Genomic DNA, 23,297 nt, shown 5'->3' on the forward strand with positions numbered 1-23,297 from the left:
AACGCCGATGACAGTCACACGCTCGGGCGGCACCATACCTGCTCATGGTGGATGCCGAACAACTGAAGGGCCTCGATGCAGAACAACTGCGCGAGGTGACCCTCCGGCTCATCAAGGACTTCACTGAGCAGCAAAGCTTGCTCGAGGCCAAGGACCGCTCGATCGAGACGCTCACGCGCGAAGTCACCTTCAAGTCCACCAAGGTCGACCAGCTCACCCACGAGCTCGCACAGTACAAGCGCCTGCGCTTCGGCAAGAGCAGCGAGAAGCTCGACGCGGCGCAGGCCAGCCTTCTGGAAGAGACGCTTGACGCCGACCTGGCCGCCATCGAAGAAGAGCTCAAGCAGCTTCGCCCGCCACCCAAGACCGAGAACAAGCAGCAGCCGCGTCGCACGCCGCTGCCGGCAGACCTGCCGCGCGTCGATGTGCATCACGAACCCGAGTCGACCACCTGCAAGTGCGGCTGTGCGCTCAAGCGCATCGGCGAGGACGTGGCCGAGAAGCTCGACTACATTCCCGGCGTGTTCACCGTGGAGCGGCATGTTCGAGGCAAATGGGCCTGCGCGAAGTGCCAGACGTTGATCCAGGCGCCGGTGCCGGCCCAGGTGATCGACAAGGGCATCCCCACCGCCGGCCTCCTGGCGCAGGTGATGGTGGCCAAGTACGCTGACCACCTTCCGCTGTACCGCCAGGAAATCATCTTCGGGCGTGCCGGCCTGGCCATCCCGCGCTCGACGCTTGGTGCGTGGGTCGGCGCCTGTGGCGTACGCCTGCAACCCCTGGTCGACGCACTCAAGGGCGCAATCCTCGCTCACGGCGTACTGCATGCCGACGAGACCCCGGTGGCAATGCTTAAGCCCGGCACGGGCAAGACGCATCGTGCCTATCTGTGGGCCTACACCCCAGGCGCCTTCGAAGGCATGAAGGCCGTGGTCTACGACTTCGCCGACAGCCGGGCCGGCCAGCATGCGCAGGACTTCCTGGGCGAATGGCGCGGTGCGCTGGTCTGCGACGACTACTCGGGCTACAAGGCCCTGCTGGCCAAAGGCGTCGTCGAAGCTGGATGCCTGGCACACGCCCGGCGCAAGTTCGTCGAACTGCACACGGCCAACAAGAGCCAGATCGCCGAGGCAGGCATCCAGTACTTCGCCCGGCTCTACGAGATCGAGCGCGAGGTGAAGGACCTGGACGCAGATGAGCGGCGTCGCATCCGCCAAGCGCGGGGTCGGCCGATCGCCGAGGCACTGCATGCCTGGATGATCGCGCAGCGGCTCAAGGTCCCGGAAGGTTCAGGGACAGCCAAAGCATTGAACTACAGCCTGAAGCGCTGGGCTGCGCTGACGCGCTACCTGGACGACGGCAACTTGCCTGCAGACAACAACTGGGTGGAGAACCAGATCCGGCCGATTCCAGTGGGCAGAGGCAACTGGCTGTTCGCTGGGAGCCTTCGTGCCGGGCAACGCGCCGCAGCCATCATGAGCTTGATCCAGTCAGCCAAGCTCAATGGCCACGATCCGTATGCCTATCTGAAGGACGTGTTCTTGCGCCTGCCGACGCAGCCGCATAGCCGCATCGACGAACTGCTGCCGCATCGTTGGCAGCACAGCTGACCACTTGCTCGCGCTCGCCGCCAAATGCGCGGCCCTCGTCAAGATGTGTTCGCTGCGTGCTTACCATCGTGGCGATGCTGACCACGCTGCCAGATGTTCAAGAGCCCTCCATCGCAATATGTCGTCGGCCACGCTTGAGGAGGCGAAGCGGCCATGGGAAAGATCCGTCGTTGCGCAAAAACTACTCGACACCTCTGACCGAGTGAGGACAGGCTGCTGTTCCGCCAAGCCAACGCATTGCCCTGGCAGGCGACGGACCGTGACGCTAGAGCCGTATCTGCCCTGCCCGATGCCTGGACCCTGCCGCTCCGAGAGCAGGCAAGGTCGAAACTGCAACCTCACTCAGTCAAATAGCCGCTTCAGGAAACCACCGTGGTGCAAGTCGCGGCACGATCCATGATGCCCGCCGCTGGAGCCATAGTCGCCACTGTGTCCTTGCAGACAGCGCATTGCATGGCGATCCCTCGGCAGTGGTGGAGGAACTCGAACAAAGTGCCCCGCGCCTGACAAGTTCATCGAGACTTTGCTGTTCGGCGGGCGGGCGTCAGGCGGCAGCTGCAGCCGACCCGGCGTAGGTGGCCGTGGGCATGGTCTTTTCGTACGCTAGCAGTCGCAAAGCGTTCACCACGACGATCAACGTCGAACCTTCATGGAACAACACTGCCGTACCGATGTTCAGGCCCAGGATCGTGGCAGGAATCAGCACTGCGACGACGCCCAAGCTCACATAGAGATTTTGCTTGATGATGCGGCTCGTGCTGCGCGACAAGCCGACAGCGAAAGGCAACTGCGCCAAGTCGTCTGCCATAAGCGCGACGTCGGCAGTCTCGAGCGCGACGTCGGAGCCCGCCGCACCCATCGCGATGCCCACTGTCGAATTGGCCATGGCCGGCGCGTCGTTGACGCCGTCGCCGACCATCGCGACCTTGCCGTGCTTCTCGCGCAGCGCCTTGATTGCCTCGACCTTTTGCTCGGGCATCAGGTCGCCGCGCGCCTCGGTCAAGCCCACGCTCTTGGCTACTGCCTCGGCAACCTGCTGGTTGTCGCCCGAGATCATGATCAACCGCTCGATGCCGAGCGCACGCAGTTCGGCCATCACCTGAGCGGCCACTGGCCGCGGCGTGTCCATCACCGCGATGACGCCGAGGAACCGCTGCCCGTGGCGCACGACCATCGTCGTGCGGCCCGCGGTGACCAGCTTGTCGTTGGCCGCGGCCACCTCGGGCGGCAGCATGGAGTTGGGCAGTTCGGAGAAGAGCACCGGCTTGCCGATCACCACCGTCTCACCAGCGACTTGCGCCTGCACGCCGCGCCCGGTAATGCTTTTGATGTCGGACACTGCCGGTAGTGCAACCCTTCCGCCGAGCCGCTCGGCGGCACCGTTGACAACCGCCGAAGCCAGCGGGTGGTCGCTGCCCTCTTCAACCGCCTGGGCCAGAGCCAGCAACTCCTCTTCGCTGATGCCGGGCATCGCCACCACATCGGTCAGCCGCGGCTTGCCTTCAGTCAAGGTGCCGGTCTTGTCGAAAGCGATCGAAGTCAACGTGCCGAGGTTTTCAAGCGGCCCACCGCCCTTGACCAGCACGCCGCCGCGGCCGGCGCGGGCCACGCCGCTAAGCACTGCACTTGGAACCGAGATCGCCAGCGCGCAAGGGCTGGCCGCCACTAGGACTGCCATCGCGCGGTAGAAGCTAGTCGAGAACGGCTCGTCGATCACCAGCCCGGCAAACATCAGCAACACTACCAACAGCAGCACGGCTGGCACGAAGATGCGCTCGAAACGTTCGGTGAACTGCTGTGTCGGCGAGCGCTGCGCCTCGGCTTCGGTGACCATCTTAACCACGCGCGCCATCGTCGACTGCTCGGCGCGGCGGGCGACCATCACCTCGATTGCACCCGAGCCGTTGATCGTGCCGGCAAAGACCCGGTGCTCGGCACTGACGCGGTCGAACGAGGCCAGTGCCGCCCGCGCGTCAGCCACCGGGCGCTTGTCGACTGGAACGCTCTCGCCGGTAACCGGCGCCTGGTTGACGCTGGTGGTGCCGACCACCACCACGCCATCGGCAGGAAGTCTTTCATTGGGCCGCACTATCACCACGTTACCCAACTGCAGTGCGCCGACAGCAACTTCCTCGGTTGCTCCGGCGCGGCGCACGGTGGCTGTGTCCGGCGCCAGCTTGGCAAGGGCCTCGATCGCCTTGCGGGCGCGGCCCATCGCGTAGTGCTCCAGTGAATGCCCCAGGCTGAACAGGAACAACAGCAGGGCGCCTTCGGCCCACTTGCCCAGCGCTGCAGCGCCAATGGCGGCCACCAGCATCAGCGTGTCGATCTCGAAGCGCTTTGCGCGAAGGTTGTCGAACGCCTCGCGAACCGTGAAGTAGCCGCCGAAGAAATAGGCCGCGACATACAACGCGGTGGGCAACCACGCGGGCACGGGCGCCAGGCCTTCAAGCAACCAGCCAACGCCCAGCAGCGCGCCAGCCGTGCCGGAGAAGACGAGTTCGGTCATCTCACCGAACGGCCCACCGTGCGAGTGGCCGGCGTGGCCTCCGCCTTCCTTGGCATGGTCATGGCCGGAGTGATCGTCATGTTCTGAGCCGTGGTCGTGGCCGGGATGATTGCCACCGGCATGGCCGTGCGCGTGTCCATCATGTTCGTCATCTCTCGCTGCACCTGCCGGTGCCGAGTCGGGCGCGTTAAGGCCCAGCGTTGCGGCGTGTTTGAGCAGGGCTTGCGCCGACACCTCCTGGCGGTCAAATTCGATCCGAACTGCGCCCGAGGGCGCGACATCGGCTTCGAGCACACCCGGCATGCTGCGCAACCCTTCGGCAAGGCTGCGCGCAGCGCGTGCATGCAGCGCGGCGTTAGCACGCACGACCAGGTGGCCGAAACGCTCGCTGACCCGCGCGCCTGCGGAATTCACCAGCTCTCGAACACGGCCGATGGTGATTTGCGCCGGGTCGTAGTGGATGCACAGCTGCGGCGTGCCGGTGTCGCGCGTGACGTGCGCATCGGCGATGCCGGGCCTTCCAGACAGCGCGGCAATCAACCGGCCGACGCAGCGGTCATCAGCGTCGCCGACCTCGGGCAGCAGCAACGGCAGGTCAAGCCGCAGCCGGGTTGTAGGTTCGTTCATCTGGACTCTCTTTCGGTGTCGTGCGGCAGGGCCGACCGGCGATGCTCTTGTCGGTCCTCAAGGCGCCGGTCGTTGACTAAACGTGGCGCTTACGGCCCGTCAGAGCGAAGAGCCTAAACGATGATACAAGAGCATCCGCCCTGCGGAGCCCAATCACATCGGAGACAAAATGAAGCCACAAGACGAATGCTTACCACTGCGTAGTGAGGCGCACGAACGGGTCGCGCACGCAGCTGCTGAAGACGGAGACCTGACCGACATGCTCAGCGAACTGCGCGTGTTGCTTCCCAGCGCGCAGCTGTTGTCGGCTTTTCTGATCACGGTGCCATTCAATAGCGGCTTTGCGGCCATCGTTTCGGCCGAGAAGGGCGTCTTCATCGCGACCTTTGTGCTTGCGGTGGCCAGCCTGGTGATGCTGAGTGCGCCAGCTGTGCAGCACCGACTGATACGGCCGCTGATCGACCGCCCGCACTTCAAGCGGCTAGCCACGCGGCAGATTGTCTTCGGCTCCGTGGCGCTGGCCTTGGCGTTGGTGTTGGTGACGCAACTGGTGCTGTCCGCGGTGTTCGGGCACTTCCTGGGCAACGTCGCGGCGGGCGGCATCGCGACGCTCATTGTGCTCCTTTGGTGGGTTGTGCCGAAGCTCTACCGATCGCGCGGGCGCCTGTGATGGCGCCAAGCCGATACGGCGCTGCGAATGAGCGCCGGTGGTCACAATGGGGCGCTGCGCTCGCGCACCATAATGGTTGCGCTGAAACTCCGAGGCGGCCGCTTCCAGCGACCGCTAACGTCACCAATTCGCGGGCGACAAGCGTTGCCCCTGCCGAGTAGCTCCTTGCACTGCGCTGCCGCGCTCGCCATGCGCGTCCTGACCGGCATAGGAAGCGACATCTTGCGGTCAGTTGGCGCAACTGCGCCGCGGGCGCATGAGCGTCGCTCGCAGCAGCGTGGTCTTGCCACAGCCCGAAGGCCCCAGGAAGCAGACGAACTCCCCTTCCGGTGCCAAGCTCACCGAAGCCACGCTGGCCGACCAGATCGGCGTGTCGCGCGGCCCGGTGCGCGAAGCCTTCCGCATGCTGGAGGAAGCCGGTCAGCAGTTGCTTGCGCGTCATTGCAAGAGCCTGCTGATTGAGGTCTGCCTGCGCCGAGTCGACCGGGTGAATCGCGACGCGGTTCTTATTGTTACGGAGTGCCAGCGGTTCGGTCGCGTCGCCATAGACGACGCGACCGTTATGAAGCACGACTTGTACAGCGTGCGCTCGGCGGGCGTGGCGGAGAGCGCCCAGCCGCGCGGGCCACGGCAGCGCTCCGCGCGGCAGCCGAAACTTACAGCTCAGCATAAAGGCCGTCTGCGAGCGAGGGACGGTTGGCGTTTGGCATGGGTCCTCCCTGGTTCGAGCGTTAGGCGTCGAGCCGTGCAGCACTGCGCGTCTCACCGCATCGCACTCGCGGGTACGATGCCTCGTGCGGAGCGGGCCCTATCGAGCAGATCCAGTTCGCGCTTGTAGGCGACGCTCTTGACTTCAAACGCACCCAGCAGGGTGTGGAAAATGTTGTCATGCGAATACGACTCGCCCGCCACTGCTTGCAACGCTTGCCGCGAGACATGCAAGCGGTCCGCAGCCCCGTCCGACAGCCAGACCAGCAGCGGAACCTGCGTCTGCTCGCGCGGCGCCATCCATTTCGGCATGCCGTGCAAAAACAGGCCGCTTTCGCCAAGCGACTCGCCATGGTCCGACACATAAATAAAAACGCTGTCCACGCTGGCCGAACGCGCGGCAAGAACGTCGATCATCTGCGCCATTACTTCGCTGCTGTAGACGATCGTGTTGTCATAAGTGTTGCGCAGTGCCTGCACCTCGCAACGCTGGATCTGGTTGGTGTCGCAGGTGGGCGTGTAGCGGCGCGCCTCCGCTGGCACGCGCTTGTAGTAGGCCGGGCCGTGGCTGCCTTTCATGTGCAGCACCAGCAGCCGCTCCGCGGTGCTTTCGCCTAGCGCCTGGCGTAGGCCGTCGATCAGCACGACGTCTAGGCACTCGCCGCCGCTGCACGCGCCTGCTAGTGTCCCTGCATCTGCGGTCTGCCCCAAGTTGCGTGTCTCGACACCTTCGCACACGCCCTTGCAACCTGAATTGTTCTCGAGCCAGCGCACCGGCACACCAGTGCGCACCAGGACGTCGAGCACGTTCTCGCGGCCCCACGCACGACCCACTGAAAACCCAGCTGCACCGAGGTCGGCGAACATGCACGGCAGCGAGGTGGCCGTGTCGGTGCCGCAGGCTGTCGCGCTGCCGAAATAGATCGCTCCCTTGCCTGCCAATGCGGCGTTGGTTGGACGTTCGTAGCCGCCGAGCGAAAAGCTGGCCGCACGGGCCGTCTCACCAACGACAAACACCACCAGCAGCGGTTTTCGCGCGTTGTCGGCCCTCGGTCGTGCAGCGTCCTCCGCGACTTTGACCAGCGCCCGTCGCGTGGCAGAGCGCTCTTTCCAGACGCCGGCCAGGCCGTTAATCACGTTGGTCGGTGTCAGCACGTGGCGCAATTCGCGGTGGTTGCGCGCCAGCGACGCGTAGTCGGCGAAGAACGCCCCCACCGCGACCACGACCAGCAGCGCCGTCAGACCGGCCTGTCGCGCGAGGCCAAGACCGCCGTGGCGCCAACCCGGCCGCTCGATGCGTACCCACCAGACCAGCACCACCGGCAACAGGCCGCGCCACGCCACCGCCCAAAGTAGCGGCATCGACAGCAGATCGCCCGTCTCCTGCATGTCCGTTTGCAAGGCATTGCGGATCATCCCACGGTCGATGACGACACCATAGGCTTCAATGAAGTAGGCTGCCGACGCAGCCAAGAGTAGCAGTGCCGTGGCCAGCAGCCTTGCAGTCCACGGCCAGAAGAGGAGGCGAAGTACCAAGCCGAAGAACAGCCACAGCACGATCGCCAGCGCTCCGACAACCGCCACACTTCGTACCGGCCCCGACTGCGATGCAGCCCAGGCGCCGCGCCAGAACACGGCGTTGTTGACGGCTATCAGCCACAATGAGATGGCCAGCGCAAATGTGGTCTGGGAGACGACCGGACGGTGCCCGAGCGCAACCCGCTTAGGTAAAGCAGTCATGAAAAGAACTCATCCCAGCTGGCTGTGGCTGCCGATCGATTTAGCAAACGCAGAGGCGTTTACGAACTTCAAGCCGTTCGCCGTAGACCATGACCAGATTTTTGGAGCACCACTTTCCACCGTGAGCTCCTGTTCCTTGCCAGTCCAATGCGAACCGACTAGGGTCATGAAGTCAGCAATGCTTGTGTTCCGATGCGTCAGGATCCCTTGTTGCGGCGCGGGCATTCATGACGCGCAGTTCAAACTCCTCAATCAATGTGAGCGGCTCAGACACCGCGGAGTGCTTAGACTCGTCGACGCAGATGCCGACGATTTCCATAGCGTTCAGCGTGAGCACGCTGAATTGCACCTTCAATTGCTACCACTCCTTCCGGCGATCGGCCATTAACACCCGTACCCGTGCCACAGTGGCCTCAAGACCCGGTGGTTTTGTCGCAATCTCGTAACGAGATAGACGTCAGCACCACGAACGCGCCCACGGGCAGACCGAGTTCACTACTCGGTATCAAAACGGGTTTACCCTGCCCTGTGGCTACCGGCTCTCCATCGAAAACGAGATCCCCTATCGGGGTGCGCGAGGGGCTGCTCTGTAGGCACACCTAGCGCGCGGCTTTACCCCGCAGTGATCACTGCGCTGCGCCGTTGCGCGACGTTGGCGTCTGGGACGCTTGCGCATCACGCTGGCCGCCAGGTGCCGTTGCGTATGCGTGCGAGGCTTGGCGGAAGGTCGGGCGGGCGGCATCAGCACCTGCTTCGCTGTACTGTACCGACGACAGCCCGGAGCGAACCCAGCGCATCGTGTCGGCCTCAACCGCAGCACGCGAGGTGACCTGCACGGCCAGCGGCTTGCTGTCACCCTGCGGATAGCCCAACGTCGGAGCCGTCCGGGCCCAAGCGCGGGTTTCAGCGGCGACGGCCGAGCTGGACGTGGTCGACGTCATCGCCACTGGACGCGGGTCGCCCTCGGCGTAGTTGCCGGCGAGCACGGGCGCTGCCGCGGCAGCCAGGACGACGGACAGAAGCGAAAGGCGGAGGGTCGAAGCTTGCATTTGAGAATCCTTGAATGGTTGATGAGTGGTCGTCGCCGCTTATCCCCGCGGCTGAGACAACTTTAAGAAACCAGACCCTCAGATGCCGTACCGTTGCATTACAGTTCTGTCATCACATCACTTGGTCGTGAAGCGCACGGCTTGAGCGGCCTGGCCCTTCAGCGTCACTTGCGCCACGACCTTCGTGCCGGCTGGCACATTGAACGCGCCCTGGGCCCGCAATGCGTCCTTTGCTGGCGCCAAGGTCGCTTCCGTCTTCTTGGTTCCGGAGAGAAGCGTGAGCTTCGCGCTGCCCCCCGTCAGATCGGAAGCCTTTCCGTGATCACTCACGTAGAGCGCGATGCCCTCTGGACTCGTCACGAGTTCGTAGTTCACGTCCTTGACCACGCTCACCACTCCGCCATGCTGAGGCTTCACCTCATGGGCGTGTTCTGCGCCCTTGGCGTCATGTGCGTGACCCTTGTGATCGTCTGCCGCTTGGACATTGATGGACAAGGCAAGAGCGGAAACAGCGAGGAACGATACGATTTTCATGATTTTCCTTTCGAGTTGATCTGAGTGACAGCCCCATCCACAGAACGGGGCTCTGACTTCATGCGTCAGGCATGGGCCTTAGGGTCGGAAGCTTCTTCGTCCTCCTCCTCCTCTTCATCGCGACGGTGTGCAAGTCGGTAGAGAACTGGAAGCACAAGCAAAGTGAGGGCGGTGGATGACAGGATGCCGCCGATCACCACAGTCGCCAGCGGCCGCTGCACCTCTGCACCGGTTCCTGTTGCAATGGCCATGGGCACGAATCCGAGCGATGCCACAAGAGCCGTCATCAACACTGGGCGCAATCGAGTGAGCGCTCCCTCATGGATTGCCCGATCCAGCGAAGCGCCAGCGTCTCGAAGATTTCGGATGAACGAGATCATCACTAGACCATTGAGCACCGCGACCCCCGACAGAGCGATGAAACCGACGGCAGCCGTGATCGATAGCGGGATGTCTCGCAGCCACAGGGCAAGAATGCCGCCGGTGAGCGCGAACGGGATGCCGGTGAACACGATCAAGCCGTCCTTCAAGTTGCCGAACATCGCGAACAGCAGCGTGAAGACCAGCAGCAATGCCACCGGAACAACGATCTGCAGGCGCTTGGTCGCCGATTGCAGGTTCTCGTATTGCCCGCCCCAGGATGTCCAGTACCCGGTCGGCACCTTCAAGCGCTGATCGAGGGCAGCGGTCGCCTCCGTCACAAAGGAACCCAAGTCTCGCCCGCGCACGTTGGAGCTCACGACAATACGGCGCTTGCCGTCTTCGCGACTGACCTGATTCGGCCCTGGCGCAAGCTCCAGGGTTGCGACCTCTGCCAGTGGAATGAAGCTCACTCGACTGGCCCCCGCCCCTGCGTCCCCCCTTGGCGGAAGTGAAATCGGAAGGCGACGAATGGCTTCAAGGTCGCTACGGACGTTGTCGGGCAAGCGAACCACGATGTCGAATCGACGATCGCCTTCGAACAGGGTCCCGGCGTTGCGGCCTCCGACTGCTGTAGCGATCGTGTCCTGGACGTCGGCGATGTTGAGGCCGTAGCGCGTCGCCTTCTCGCGGTCAATGTTCACGGTCAGCATAGGCAAGCCCGTGGTTTGCTCTACATTGACTTCGGCAGACCCCGGAATGCTCTTCAGGATCTCTTCGATCTCGCGTGCTGTCGAGTTCAGTACATCCATGTCGTCGCCGAAGACCTTGACAGCAACATCGGCGCGCACGCCGGACACGAGCTCATTGAATCTCAGCTGGATTGGCTGCGAAAACTCGTAGTTGTTGCCCGGAATTTTCCCGACCTCTGCCTGGACGGCCTCCACCAGCTCTTGGCGCGTCCGCCGCGGCTCAGGCCATTGGTCGACCGGCTTGAGCATGACGTAGGCATCCGAGATGTTCGGAGGCATGGGGTCGGACGCGATCTCGGCAGTTCCGGTGCGCGCAAAGATTCTTTCGATCTCAGGAAACTTTGCCTTGAGGGTCCGCTCAAGCTGCTGCTGCATCTGGAGCGATTGCGAAAGACTGGTCCCCGGGATGCGCAGCGCCTGGACAGCGAAGTCGCCCTCGTTGAGGTTTGGTATGAACTCGCTGCCCAACCGCGTGGCGAGGATGCCCGAGAGCACCACGGCGACGCCTGCGATGGTGAGGACCACCGCCTTGGCCTCCAACGCGCGATTGAGCAGGGGCTCATACGCCTGCTTGGCCCAATGCATCAGGCGGTTTTCCTTCTCGGATACCTTCTTGCCGATGAAGAGTGCAACAGCTGCGGGGATGAACGTGACCGACAGGATCATCGCGCCCAGCAGCGCGATGACGACCGTGAGTGCCATCGGGTGGAACATCTTTCCTTCAACGCCCGTGAGCGCGAAGATGGGCAGGTAGACGATCATGATGATCACCTGTCCGAAGAGCAGCGCACGCCGAGCCTCTTGCGACGCAGCGAAGACCTCGTGGAACCGTTCGCTGCGCGTCAGCGGCCTGCCGTGCTTCGCCTGGGCATGTGCCAGGCGTCGCACGCAGTTCTCGACAATCACCACCGCGCCGTCCACGATGATCCCGAAGTCGAGTGCGCCCAAGCTCATCAGGTTCGCGCTGACCTTCTGGTTCACCATGCCGGTGAACGTGAAGAGCATCGAGAGCGGGATGACCAGCGCGGTGATCAGCGCAGCGCGCAAGTTCCCGAGGAACAGGAAAAGCACGACGATGACCAACACGGCGCCTTCGAACAGGTTCTTCTTGACGGTGTTGATCGCCTTGTCGACAAGCACCGTCCGGTCGTAGACGGTGATCGCCTCCACGCCTTCGGGCAGCGTGCGATTGATCTCCTCCATCTTCTTGGCGACCGCCTGCGAGACGATCCGGCTGTTCTCGCCGATCAGCATGAAAACCGTGCCAAGCACCACCTCACGGCCGTTGTCGGTCGCGGCTCCCGTGCGCAGTTCTTTGCCGATCTCGACCTGGGCAACGTCGCGCACGCGCACGGGCGTGCTTCCGCTGCTCGACAGGATGATGTTGCGAAGGTCTTCGATGCCCCGTGCTTGGCCAGGCGCACGAATCAGGTACTGCTCCCCGCGTCGCTCGATATAGCCTGCACCGACGTTCGTGTTGTTGCGCTCGAGCGCCTTGACGACGTCGGCCATAGACAGGCCGTAGGCCGACAGCTTCTCAGGGTTCGGCGCGATCTGGTACTGCTTCTCGTAGCCGCCGATCGAATTGATCTCGGTCACGCCGGCCACATTTCTCAGCTGCGGCTTGATGATCCAGTCCTGAATTTCACGAAGGTCCGTGGAGGTGTATGGCGACCCGTCCGGCTTTTTCGCGCCATCCTTGGCTTCGACCGTCCAGAGGTAAATCTCGCCCAGGCCGGTTGAGATCGGCCCAACCATCGGATGGATGCCCTCGGGCATTTCGCCGGTAGCCGACTGGAGTCGCTCGTTGACCAACTGACGCGCAAAGTAGACGTCCGTTCCGTCCTTGAAAACGACGGTGACTTGCGACAGGCCGTACCGCGACAGAGAACGGGTCTGCAGCAGACCAGGCAGGCCCGCCATCACCGTCTCGATCGGGAAAGTGACGCGCTGCTCAGTTTCTAGCGGTGAGTAGCCCGGAGCGCCCGTGTTGATCTGGACCTGGACGTTCGTGATGTCGGGAACCGCGTCGATCGAGAGCCGCTGATAGTTATAGACGCCGAGGCCTGCCATGCCGATGACGGCGAGCAGAACCAGCCATCGCTGTTCGATGGCAAAGCGGATGATGCGTTCAAACATGTCGTGTGTACCGGCTCAATGGGTGTGCGTCGCGGAGCTCTTGCCCTGCTCCGACTTGACCACGAACGACCCGGCGGCTGCATATCCGGCGCCTGGTTTGAGTCCGCTCTTGATCTCGACGCGCTTACCGTCGGTGCGGCCGATCTCGACCGGCTGAGGAACGAATCCGCCGGGAACCTTCAGGAAGACCACGGGCTTGTCGTCAAGGGTTTGCAATGCATCAGCAGATACAGTGACGGGGGAGTTCACCTCCTCAGCCGTGACCTCCACATTGACGAAAAGACCAGGGCGCCATGCGCCCTTGGGATTTGCAATGACCACCCGAGCGCGAGCCGTGCGGGTTTGCTCGCCGATCAGCGAGCCGACATACGAAACTGTGCCGTTCGCGGTCGCATCGAATGCCCCGGCTCGAACCACCACCTTCTCGCCGACGCGAACCTGTTGAAGGTCGCGCGCCGCAACGTTCATCTCTGCCCACACGCTTGAGAGGTCGGAGATCGTGAAGACGTTGGCATCCTCCTTGACCGACTCACCAAGGGCAATGTGTTTCTCCACCACCATGCCGTCGAAGGGTGCGCGCAACTCGAAGCGGCCCAGGGAAGTGCCGCTCGGAGAGGCACCGAGCGTCAGCAGCTTCTGAGTCGCGTTTGCCGTTGCAATCTCTGCCTCGCGCAGCGCCTGCTGCGCCTGCAAGACGTCTTGCTGAGGAGAGATCTTCTGTTCCCACAGCGCTTTCTCCCGCTCGTAGGTGGTCTTGGCCAACTCACGCCGGCGCTGGGCGCCCTGCAGCTCGGATCGGGTCTCCGAAACCGTCGTGCTGGAGATAACGGCCAGAACGTCACCCTTTTTGACCTGCTGGCCAAGATTCGCACTCACGCTCTCGACGACACCTGCCACACGTGGAACCACGTGCGCGGTGCGATCCTCGTTGAATCGGATTTCCCCGGGGAATTGCAATGCGCTTCGGATGACCCCAGGCGCGGCGTTGGCCAGGCTGATGCTCGCCGCCTTGATCTGGTCGTCCGTCAAATTCACCTTGCCTTCCTGTTTCTCAAAGGTGAACAGGTACGGTTCCTTCGGCGTGACCACGGCGACCGTTGCTTCGAAGACATGGGGCTCTGGCACGATCTGGTTACTTGTCAGGAAATCGCCTTGGGGCGTGAGCTTGATCTCCGTTTGCTCGCCGCTTGGGCGTGTGAGCGTGACGGCGACCTCATTGCCGGCGGCCGGCATAGGCTGCCCCTTTTCCGTCAGCCAAGCCTTGAATTTCGGCTCCCCGCCCTCTTCGGAGAGCTTGAGCTCCAAGCCAAAGTCACCTTCCGAAAACTTCTGACCGCCGTTAGGTCCCTGGGCGGGCTCTTCCTCATGTTCGCCGGCCTCACTGCCATGACCGTGGCCGTCGTCCTTGCCGCCCTTGGCGGTTTCCTTGCCATGTCCGTGACCGTCGTCGCCGCCGGCCTCTTCGCTGTGCCCTTGGCCCTCGACAGCTTTCTTGCCTGCGCCGCCCCGGAGCATCAGCGCTCCAGCAACAAGGCCTAGAAGCACGATGACAACGATGATGATTAGGTGCTTGCGGCCGAGCTTTTCGGAGGCCGACTTAGAAGGGGTGACCATGATTGATCCTTACGGGGTGGAGGCGGTAACGCCGTTGGCAAAGGCGCCGCCAAGGAGACGATCGAGATCCGTCACGGACTTGTGGGCTTCGGCAAGCGAGCGCAGGTACTGTGAGCGGGCCTGCAGAAGGGTGCGCTGTGCGTCGAGCGCATCGAGATAGCTGAATTTCCCGAGTTCGAAGCCCTTGGTAGCGGCGTCGAACGCGCTTTGCGCGCCAGGGAGGATTTCCTTTTGAAGCGCCTCCACCTCGGCCGATGCGGTCAGAAGCCGCTGGCGCGCGGCGCCTACGTCAGCTCGCAGGCGCAGTTCCAGGGCACGTGCGTCGTCCTCAGCCTTGTCCTGACGACGCAGGGCCTCCGTGATGTTTCCTCGATTCGTATCGAAGATCGGCAGCGGAACAGAAATTCCAATGACCGCTTGGTTGCGACCAAGCTCCTGGTCCCGTTTCGCGCCAGCGCTAACGGTGATGTCAGGTATGCGCTTGGCCCGCTCCACTTCCGACAGCGCGCCGTAGCGACGGACCTCCAGCCGTGCCTGTCGCAACGACGGCGCATTCATGATGCGTTCCTCCAGCGTCTCCTGAGGGGCAGAGTTGGGGATGGAGAGCACATCACCATTGACCGCGTCAATGCCTGCTTGACGCGTTGTCAGCGCTCGTAGCTGTTGCAGGTTGGTCTGAAGTTCGCCTCGGGCTTGAACGAGCTCAAGCCTGACGTTGGCCTCAGCAACCTTGGCGCGGGTCTCTTCGACGGGTGAGATCTTGCCGGCCGTCACACGCTTGCCGGCAGCACTGCTGCCCGTTCTTGCAAGCTCAAGCGAAGCTTCAGCCAAACGGACCCGCTCCTGGGAAATCGCCGTCGCAAAGAACGCCGCGGTGACGCTTGCGCGCAAGTCGGCCTGCTTTGCATCGAGTTGGGCGCGAGCGACGTCGATCGCCCGCTCGGCCGCTTCGATGCGTGCCCCACGTTTGCCACCAAGCTCCAGCGGCTGGCTCAACAGCACGGTGGTCGTGCGAGTGTCGCGACGCAGATCTTCCACCTCGACGTTCATGGTCGGGTTGGGAAATGCACCGGCTTGCACCCGCGCGCCTTCTGTCGCCTCAATCTCTCGTCGAGCCGAGGACAGCTCGGGATTGTTGTCCAGCGCGAGTTGGACGGCCGCAGCCAAAGTCAGAGGGGCAGCGCTCGGGCTTGCCGTTGAACCGGCCTGCTCCATGGCGGGCGGCGGCGCACCCCAACTACCTTGAGCAAGCGCTCCGCTTGCGAATGCCGTGATCGACAGCGCGATCGGCACAATAAACCTGCACATCGAATTCTCCAGTCATGGGACGAGACAAGGAATCCGGCGCGGCCGTCAGAGTATGAAAGTTGGCTCTGAAAGGGACAGACGCACCGGGCTTAGCCGGTGCGTGACCATTTGGGGCGGTCGATGTCCTGCTCCGTTCGAGAGCTGAAGAGCGCCACAGGGAATGCAAGGAATGAACGCTTGAAAACGCGTTCCGCCACGACTTTGGTCGTCGTGCCGAGCTGCGCCACGTTGGTGTGACACCCGCTGCAATCTCCGTGATCTGCGCCGCTCGCTCCAAGCGGTGCATCGGTCTGCGACTCTTTCGAGCCGCCATGTCCCTCAGCGGTGTGCTGATGCACATGGTGACCCAAGTGGAACGATGCAGGTGTCGCCTCATGCGTGCAGTACCCTGCCGCAGCTGCAGCGGCAAACTGAGCGGGCAAGACGAACAAAAGGGCGATGAGCAACCAGCGAGCCATTTAGCGAACTCTAGAACACGTTTTTGACGACTCGTTTGCGGTGATGAGCGAGAGGCGTAGGTTGAAGCTCGACGAATTGGGCAACAAGCGCGTGGGCCTGCGCAAGCTGAATCGGCATCCTGCGAATGGTAGGTGGAGAAAATCCACCCTGTCCGACAGCAAGGTTACAGATTTGTAATCTGGGAGCGAACTTTTTCGGAGTAACGAGCGGCTGAGACAGCCGGGCCGGCGCGGCGAGCGACCGCATCGGTGGGCGAATATCGTTTTGAGCGCCTTCGTGACGTTCGCCGTGGTCGGCCGCTACTTGTGAGAAAAAGGCAGCCTCAAGGACGCCTGCCAGAATCCAAGTGTCGCCGAGCAGACCGATGGCGCCCTCCCGCCTGGTGGTTGTGGCTGAAGCCCCAAAGCTGCCCCGTAAACCCCCATCGACGATCTGCAACGCATGTCGCTTCTTCGCCTTCGCACCGTTCTCGAAACCCGCCAGGTTGCGATTTACTTCGTCGCCGTGGTCCTCGCCGGCATCCTGGCTTGGCAGTGGCCCACGTCCACACAGATGGCACCGGCCATCGATCCCTTGCTGGCGTTCATGCTGTTCGTGACGTTCCTGCAGGTGCCGCTGATAGAACTGCGCCGCGCCTTATCGAACATGCGTTTCCTCGGCGCACTGTTGGTGTCCAACTTCGTGGCTGTGCCGTTGCTCGTCGCGGTGCTCCTGCCCTGGATGCCGCACGATCCGCTGCTGAGAATCGGCGTGCTGCTCGTATTGCTCACACCCTGCATCGACTACGTCGTGACTTTCGCCCACCTTGGGCAAGCTGATGCCAAGCCGCTCTTGGCATCCACGCCGCTGCTGCTGGCAGCACAGATGATCCTGCTGCCGGTTTACTTGGGTGTTTTCATGGGCGACGCAGCCGCGGGATTGGTCCAGTGGGAGCCGTTCGTCCACGCCTTTATCTGGCTGATTGCGGCGCCGCTGTCGCTTGCGGCCGTGTTCCAGGCCTGGTCCGCGCGATCGACCGCAGGGGAGCGCACTGTTGGATGGCTGGGACTGTTCCCGGTCCCTGCAACGGCAGCGGTCCTGTTCGTGGTTGTGGCCGCCGTCGCGCCGCAGCTCGGCTTGGCAGTCGACGCCGTGCGCGCGGTTGCGCCGGTCTATGTTGCCTTTGCCATAGCAGCCCCGATGCTGGGATGGAGAGTCGCCCGCATATGCCGACTGCCAGCGGCTCAAGGCAGGGCTATCGCCTTCAGCTCAGCGACACGCAATTCCTTGGTTGTCCTGCCGCTTGGACTAGCCATTCCAGGAGCGTTGCCCTGGGTGCCCGCGGTGATCGTGACGCAGACGCTGGTTGAGCTGGTCAGCGAACTTGTGTACGTGAAGGTTGCGCCAGGGCTTGGCAGGAAGACGGTCCAGCAGGGCTCGTAGTTTGATGCACGCCAGTCATCCCGCGGGGCGGCCTCCTCATGCCAAAAAGGGTGTGCATGCCTCGTATCGAAAATTTCATTTAAAAAAAGGCCGACACAGGTGTGCCGGCCTTTTGGGTGCCAGCCTAGCTGGCTCGCCTGCTGCTTACTCGCAGCAAGGCATCGTCACCTCGTCACAGCAGTCTGCGCCATCGCAGCAGGGTTCTGCAGCGAAGACCGCGCCAGACGCGAGCATGAGGGCAAAAATGGCAAGTAGCTTCTTCATGTTGATCCTTGATTGAATTGGGAAAAAAGACGGGTTACAGCGATTTCCAAGGGGGTCGCCAGATGTCTTTGATCCTGGTTGGAGGCATCAATGATGAAGTTGTGGGCGCCAGAGCTGTAGACACCGGCAACGGCTGCCCGCTGCGCATCGAGGGCAAGGCCACGGGCTGGCAAATGCAGATTGACATCACGCAGTGGATGTCGGCGCACTCTTCGCAACAGTCGGGCGCACGCGGGCTTGCTGCATAGGCGGTGTGAACCGCGAATAGCAAAGCAAGGACAAATCCAAGAACCACGCGCATGGAGGCAGATTAACAGAGCAGGCTCAAACGAGGTGCGTTCAAAGCCTCCAGGTCGTTCAGTTCAAACGTGCCTCAGTTGGCGTGCCCTGTAGCCGTTCATCACGAAGCCAAAGAGTGCAATCGCCAAGACGACGACTTGCGCGATGACGGTTTCGGCCGACGGATACACCCCCAGCAGGTCGATGCGTGGCGCCATGAGCGGCGTAGCACCGATCCAACCCGCCTCCTGCAGCCCAGCCATTCCCTTGCCGGCAAGGACCACCGCCAGCACGGCAACCAGGATCGAACTGATGCTGAAGAATTTCCCGATCGGCATCCGGGCGCTGGTCTTGAGCAACACCCACGTCAGTATCGCCAACAGAGCGATGCCCACCCCGAGCCCGCTGAGCAGAGCATTGCCGTTCCCATCGGCCGACAGCGCCGAGTAGAAAAGCACCGTCTCGAAAACTTCACGGTAGACCGCGATGAACGACAGGCCGAACAAGGCCCAGGCCGATCGCTTCGACATGGCTGAGGAGAGCTTTTCTTTGAGATAGGCCTGCCAGCGGCCTGCCGCGCTCTTCTGATGCATCCAAAGGCCAACGCTGAGCAAAACCAATGCAGCGAAAAGGGATGAGAGCCCTTCGGTCACCTCGCGGCTCGCACCGCTGATGTTCACGAAGTAGGTTGCCACCCCCCAAGTGAGCCCGCCAACGGCCAAGGCTGCGATCCAGCCGCCATGCACGTAGCGCAGGACGTCAGGACGGTTGGCCTTCTTCAGGAAGGCAACCATGCCGACGACGATGAGCAAGGCCTCAAGGCCCTCGCGAAGCAGGATGGTGAGCGAACCCAGGAAGGTGGTGAGCGGCTCGGCCGCTTGGCCGCCCAGCTCCTTCTCCACCTCGGCAAAAAGATAGTCGAGCTTCTGTGCAGCTGCCTCGGTCTGAGCCAGCGTGCCATTGGCGATCGCCGAGCGATAGGCCAGCATGCCGTTTTCAACTTCGGTGAGGAGCGCCTTGTTGCGCGCGCCCAGCGAGGGCTCCAGGGGCTCGAAGCCGTCCAGGTAGGCCGAGAGCGCCAAACGCGTTGCAGTGGCCTTGTCGCCCTTACGGATGGCCGCCAGGCTTTCCTCCAGGCGGGTGCGAGACAGTGCTAGCCCGCTGGCGTTGCCGGCCGCCGACGCTGCATCAGGTTGGCTGCGCAGGAAGGCGGTGATGTCCCTCGCCGCATCCGGGGCGAATTTACCGGCAGCCGCCGCCTCGGTGGTCGTGGTCACGGCAGCGAGGTCGGGGAATGTCTTCCGTGCAGCAGGATCTTGCTTCCATAGTTGCTCGCCACGCTCACGCATGCTGCTGTCATAAGAGAGCGTTCCGGCAAAGAACGCCAGCGCCCATCGGTCCTCGTCAGGCAGCGTGGCAAAACTCGGCATCGATGTGCCGGTGACGCCTTGGGAGACGACCTGGTAGAGCGCCATGAGGCTTCGCGAGCGAGCGCGCTCACGGTCCGTGAAGGCAATCGGTGGCGGGTCCAGCTGCGCAGCCAGAGGTCCGTCCCCGCCACCTGTTGTGCCGTGACAGGATGCGCATTGCGCCTGGAAGAGCGCGGCGCCGCGCTTCAGATCCGGCAGCGCTTTTGGTGCGACGGGGATGGGGTAGGCCGCAATCAAGAGCGCTTCCGCCTCGTGTGCCAGTCGAGCCACTTCGACTCCATCGGCCTTGTTGGTGACCGCCTCCTGCAGCTTGGCGGCTGCGGCGATCACCGCGTCCTTGGAAGCGTGCGCTGGAAGTGTGCGCGCTTGGGTCACCGCGTTGGCCGTGAAGTCACGCATTTCCGCGTACTCGGATTCGCTGACGACAGCGCCCTTTTCAACGGCACCGCCGTAATCCACGGCCACATAGTCCAGCAGCTGCCATAGCTGGCGGGGACCCTCTTCAGCGCCTGACGATGGTGTCTGCGCTACTGCAGCGCCCCAAAAATACAGCCACACCGATAACACCAGCAGCAAGCGCTTCATCTTCAACCTAAATAAGAACGACAAGGATTTTCGTTCAACCATCGAGAGGGGCTTATTCCCACGAATGGCACTGCATCATCGCGATGCAGTGCCTGCCAAGGATCAGGCCTCGGTTTTCACCTTCATGAGCCGCAGACCGTTTGCAACCACCAGCAGGGTGGCCCCCATGTCAGCAAAGACGGCCATCCACATGGTGGCGGTGCCAAGAATGGCGAGCACCATGAACACCGCCTTGATGCCCAAGGCGAGAGAGATGTTTTGCATCAGCACGGTGTGGGTCTTGCGGGAAAGGCGGATCGTCTCGGGAATGCGGCGCAGGTCATCGTTCATGACCACCACGTCGGCCGCCTCCATTGCAATGTCCGTGCCCATTCCGCCCATCGCGAACCCGATATCCGACTGCGCAAGCGCAGGGGCGTCGTTGATGCCGTCGCCCGTCATACCGGTCATCCCGTAACGGGTTTTGAGCTGCTGTATCTGAGCCAGCTTGTCCTCGGGCAGCAAGTTGCCGAGCACCTGATCGATACCAGCTTGGGCGGCGATAGTCTTGGCTGTCGCTGCGTTGTCGCCCGTGAGCATGACTGGTGTAACGCCCAACGCCTTCAACTCAGCAACTGCCTGCTTCGATGATTCCTTGATCGTGTCGGCCACGGCGAAGATCGCCAGGACGCCGTCGTCGTCCGCTAGCAGCGTGACGGTGCGGCCCTGCTCCTCATGGGCCTTCAACTCCGCTTCGAGCTCCGGCGATTTCATGCCTCGCTCTTGAATGAGGCGAATGTTGCCCAGGGCGTACTTTCGCCCTCCGATCACTCCCTCTGTACCGCGGCCTGCCAGGGCCGTGAACGACGAAACGTCGCTCATCGGCAGCGCCAAGCCCTTGGCGATCGCCTTGGACACAGGATGGTCGGAACGATCGGCCAAACTCATGCCAATGCGCCCGATGGAATCCTTGTCCTCTGCGCCGCGCAATGACCGCCACTCCACGAGCTTCGGCTTTCCTTCGGTGACGGTGCCTGTCTTGTCCAGGGCCAAGGCCTTGAGATTGCGCGCCTCCTCAAGGTACGTTCCCCCTTTGATGAGGATGCCCCGACGTGCGGCAGATGCCAAGGCGCTGACCACCGTGACAGGCGTAGAGATGACGAGCGCACATGGACACGCAACGACGAGCAAGACCAGTGCCTTGTAGATCGCGTCCAGCCAAGCCATACCGAACAGCAATGGGCTCGCCACAGCGACGATAACGGCGATGGCGAAGACGGCGGGCGTGTAGATGGCAGCAAAGCGGTCGACGAAACGCTGCGTGGGAGCGCGCGTGCCTTGCGCCTCCTCGACCGCGTGGATGATCCGGGCTAACGTGGTGTCGGAGGCGGCAGCAGTCACCCGGAACTGCAGCTCGGCCGTCTCATTGATCGTGCCGGCATACACCGGGTCGCCAACCGTGCGGTCGACCGGCAGGCTTTCCCCTGTCACAGGCGCCTGGTTCACAGCGCTGCGTCCTTCCGTGACGATGCCGTCCAGCGGCACCCGCTCACCAGGTCGGATCCGAACGACAGCTTCTAGAGGAACGCTTTTCGAGGCAACGGCCTTCCAACTCTTGTCCGACTGAAGCACGTCCGCTTCCTCAGGAGCCAGGGCGATCAAGCCCTTGATGGCGTTGCGCGCACGATCTGCCGCCCGAGCTTCGATCAGCTCGGCGATGGCGTACAGGGCCATCACCATGGCCGCTTCCGGCCACTGGCCGATGAAAAATGCCCCCGTCACCGCAACGCTCATCAGCGCATTGATGTTCAGACGGCCGCGGACGAGCGCCTTCATGCCCTTGGTATAGGTTTCCACGCCAGACAGCGCGATGGCAATCACCGCAACGACCAACCCGGCGTATTTCAAACCGGGCGTATCGCTCGAAAAATAGTGAAGGGCCTCCGCGCCGATGGCGAGGACCAGAGCTGCGCCGAGGCGCTTTACGCCCGCCCCATGGTCGTGGTCATGGTCGTCATCGTGCTCAGCGTCGGTCTCCGCACCGACTTTGACGGGGGTGGGCTCGTAACCGGCCTTGCGAATGGCCGCGACCGCAACTGCGACAACGTCCTCCGAGGCCTGGATCGCCAAAGTGCGCGCTCCCAGCTGAAAGTTGACGCTGCGGATGCCGTCAACCTTATCCAACGCCCTTCGGATGTCGCTCTCTTCGACAGCGCAGTCCATAGCGGGAATGCGAAACACGCTGGCGCCAGCAGGGATTGCCGTGGCCGCCGCAACTCCCTTCGCCGTAGGGGCGCAGCAAGCGTCCGCGGCGCAACAGTCGCTGTTCGCGGCTACCTCTGGTGCAGCCCCGGAAACTTGGGTCGTGGACGAGGCGCCGGTGGTCACTGAAGACGCTGCGGAGCACGATGCCTCCGCGCAGCAGTCCTCAGCAGCAGGAATCGCGGGGGTGGTAAGCGGGAATTTAGACATGAGCGTATTGGAAACCCTGGAGTGGGTATAGAGTCAACGCTTATTGGAGGCCAAATGAAGATCGGCGAACTGGCGAAGGCGACAGGCACAAGCGTTGAAAACATCCGTTTTTACGAGCGCGAGGTGCTTCTACCGGCGCCGCGACGCACCGAGAACAATTACCGGTTCTATGGAGACGAGCACATCGAGCGGCTCATCTTCATCCGGCACTGCAGATCGCTCGACATGGCGCTTGGCGAGATCCGCGCCCTTCTGCGTTTCAAGGAGACGCCACAGGAGAACTGTGAGGGCGTCAACGAACTGCTGGATGAGCACATCGGGCATGTCGCCGACCGTATCCGCGAACTAAAGTTACTTGAAAAGCAGCTGAAAGCTCTGCGCGAGCAGTGTGCCGAGTCGAATGCCGCGAGTTGCTGCGGAATCCTCAAAGAGCTCTCTACTGAGGTATCGGCTTCGACCGAAAACCCTGTGCGCAGACATATTCACGGCACCCACTAGTGCAGCAGTTCCTTGAAGCAGTAGGCGCAAGCGCACGGAGCTGTTGGGTGCTCGGACGGGATGAAGGGGCCGATGCCAAGCAGCAAGATGCCACTGATAGCCTCTGCCCAACGTCCGACATCGCGGCTTGGCCGCGGGCAAGCCCAACGCCCACGGCCATCGCGGCCGCTCTGTGCTGAAAGCCCAAGCTGGTAGAACCTCGGACCTGCAGCTCCCACAACTATGCATCTGCGCGCGAATTGCATAGTTCTTGTTAGTCCCTCTTGACCTCGAAAAAACGCAGTTTACG

The 23,297-nt window shown here is 62.7% G+C and carries 17 protein-coding genes and 2 pseudogenes; 6 read left to right on the plus strand and 13 right to left on the minus strand.

Annotated elements, in window-relative coordinates; genetic code table 11:
* Positions 1-44 precede the first annotated feature (44 nt).
* Entirely contained in the window at positions 45-1,610 is a 1,566-nt protein-coding gene (gene tnpC / locus ACSFA0_RS23910) for an IS66 family transposase (RefSeq protein WP_435452757.1), read from the plus strand.
* Positions 1,611-2,154: 544 nt separating this feature from the next.
* On the opposite strand, the gene ACSFA0_RS23915 is transcribed toward tnpC, so the two are convergent.
* Complete coding sequence (locus tag ACSFA0_RS23915) at positions 2,155-4,746, minus strand: heavy metal translocating P-type ATPase (protein WP_435452758.1); 2,592 nt, start codon at positions 4,744-4,746, stop codon at positions 2,155-2,157.
* A 169-nt stretch (positions 4,747-4,915) separates the two neighbouring features.
* On the opposite strand from ACSFA0_RS23915, the gene ACSFA0_RS23920 reads away from it, so the two are divergent.
* Positions 4,916-5,416: a DUF6328 family protein gene (locus ACSFA0_RS23920; RefSeq protein ID WP_435452759.1), complete on the plus strand. Its 501-nt coding sequence runs from the start codon at positions 4,916-4,918 to the stop codon at positions 5,414-5,416.
* 267 nt (positions 5,417-5,683) lie between these two features.
* Here ACSFA0_RS23920 and ACSFA0_RS23925 read toward each other — a convergent pair.
* Positions 5,684-5,767, minus strand: a pseudogene (locus ACSFA0_RS23925) (ATP-binding cassette domain-containing protein); the annotation flags it as partial.
* Between ACSFA0_RS23925 and ACSFA0_RS23930 the strand changes: the two are divergent.
* Positions 5,745-5,837 (plus strand): annotated as a pseudogene (locus tag ACSFA0_RS23930) (GntR family transcriptional regulator); the annotation flags it as partial. The pseudogenes ACSFA0_RS23925 and ACSFA0_RS23930 sit on opposite strands and share 23 nt — an antisense overlap.
* Before the next feature lie 341 nt (positions 5,838-6,178).
* Here ACSFA0_RS23930 and ACSFA0_RS23935 read toward each other — a convergent pair.
* The 9 genes from ACSFA0_RS23935 to ACSFA0_RS23975 all read right to left on the minus strand — a co-directional run bounded on the left by ACSFA0_RS23935 (position 6,179) and on the right by ACSFA0_RS23975 (position 16,517).
* Positions 6,179-7,864: a phosphoethanolamine transferase gene (locus ACSFA0_RS23935; RefSeq protein ID WP_435452760.1), complete on the minus strand. Its 1,686-nt coding sequence runs from the start codon at positions 7,862-7,864 to the stop codon at positions 6,179-6,181.
* Positions 7,865-8,036: 172 nt separating this feature from the next.
* Positions 8,037-8,219, minus strand: a complete 183-nt coding sequence (locus tag ACSFA0_RS23940) for a hypothetical protein (RefSeq protein WP_435452761.1) — start codon at positions 8,217-8,219, stop codon at positions 8,037-8,039.
* Positions 8,220-8,490: 271 nt separating this feature from the next.
* The gene (locus ACSFA0_RS23945) at positions 8,491-8,913 is read right to left on the minus strand and encodes a hypothetical protein (RefSeq protein ID WP_435452762.1); all 423 of its coding nucleotides are present in this window, start codon (positions 8,911-8,913) and stop codon (positions 8,491-8,493) included.
* 117 nt (positions 8,914-9,030) lie between these two features.
* Positions 9,031-9,447, minus strand: a complete 417-nt coding sequence (locus tag ACSFA0_RS23950) for a hypothetical protein (RefSeq protein WP_435452763.1) — start codon at positions 9,445-9,447, stop codon at positions 9,031-9,033.
* Between the two features lie 65 nt (positions 9,448-9,512).
* Complete coding sequence (locus ACSFA0_RS23955) at positions 9,513-12,698, minus strand: CusA/CzcA family heavy metal efflux RND transporter (protein WP_435452764.1); 3,186 nt, start codon at positions 12,696-12,698, stop codon at positions 9,513-9,515.
* A gap of 15 nt (positions 12,699-12,713) precedes the next feature.
* Entirely contained in the window at positions 12,714-14,312 is a 1,599-nt protein-coding gene (locus tag ACSFA0_RS23960) for an efflux RND transporter periplasmic adaptor subunit (RefSeq protein ID WP_435452765.1), read from the minus strand.
* Between the two features lie 9 nt (positions 14,313-14,321).
* Complete coding sequence (locus ACSFA0_RS23965; protein WP_435452766.1) at positions 14,322-15,620, minus strand: TolC family protein; 1,299 nt, start codon at positions 15,618-15,620, stop codon at positions 14,322-14,324.
* An 89-nt stretch (positions 15,621-15,709) separates the two neighbouring features.
* Positions 15,710-16,078 carry a hypothetical protein gene (locus ACSFA0_RS23970; protein ID WP_275738537.1) on the minus strand — a complete coding sequence of 123 codons (369 nt, stop codon included), beginning with the start codon at positions 16,076-16,078 and terminating at the stop codon, positions 15,710-15,712.
* A gap of 10 nt (positions 16,079-16,088) precedes the next feature.
* Complete coding sequence (locus ACSFA0_RS23975) at positions 16,089-16,517, minus strand: hypothetical protein (RefSeq protein ID WP_435452767.1); 429 nt, start codon at positions 16,515-16,517, stop codon at positions 16,089-16,091.
* A 3-nt stretch (positions 16,518-16,520) separates the two neighbouring features.
* On the opposite strand from ACSFA0_RS23975, the gene ACSFA0_RS23980 reads away from it, so the two are divergent.
* Entirely contained in the window at positions 16,521-17,501 is a 981-nt protein-coding gene (locus ACSFA0_RS23980) for an arsenic resistance protein (protein WP_435452768.1), read from the plus strand.
* A 326-nt stretch (positions 17,502-17,827) separates the two neighbouring features.
* The gene (locus ACSFA0_RS23985; RefSeq protein ID WP_435452769.1) at positions 17,828-18,013 is read left to right on the plus strand and encodes a hypothetical protein; all 186 of its coding nucleotides are present in this window, start codon (positions 17,828-17,830) and stop codon (positions 18,011-18,013) included.
* A 114-nt stretch (positions 18,014-18,127) separates the two neighbouring features.
* Here the strand turns inward: ACSFA0_RS23985 and ACSFA0_RS23990 are convergent, their stop codons facing one another.
* Positions 18,128-20,059: an FTR1 family protein gene (locus tag ACSFA0_RS23990; protein WP_435452857.1), complete on the minus strand. Its 1,932-nt coding sequence runs from the start codon at positions 20,057-20,059 to the stop codon at positions 18,128-18,130.
* Positions 20,060-20,161: 102 nt separating this feature from the next.
* Positions 20,162-22,279 (minus strand): heavy metal translocating P-type ATPase, encoded by a 2,118-nt coding sequence (locus ACSFA0_RS23995; RefSeq protein ID WP_435452770.1) that lies wholly within the window; start codon positions 22,277-22,279, stop codon positions 20,162-20,164.
* 285 nt (positions 22,280-22,564) lie between these two features.
* On the opposite strand from ACSFA0_RS23995, the gene cadR reads away from it, so the two are divergent.
* Positions 22,565-23,008, plus strand: a complete 444-nt coding sequence (cadR, locus tag ACSFA0_RS24000) for a Cd(II)/Pb(II)-responsive transcriptional regulator (protein WP_435452771.1) — start codon at positions 22,565-22,567, stop codon at positions 23,006-23,008.
* Positions 23,009-23,297 lie beyond the last annotated feature (289 nt).

It is taken from the genome of Variovorax restrictus (assembly GCF_051216715.1).
GTDB lineage: Bacteria > Pseudomonadota > Gammaproteobacteria > Burkholderiales > Burkholderiaceae_C > Variovorax.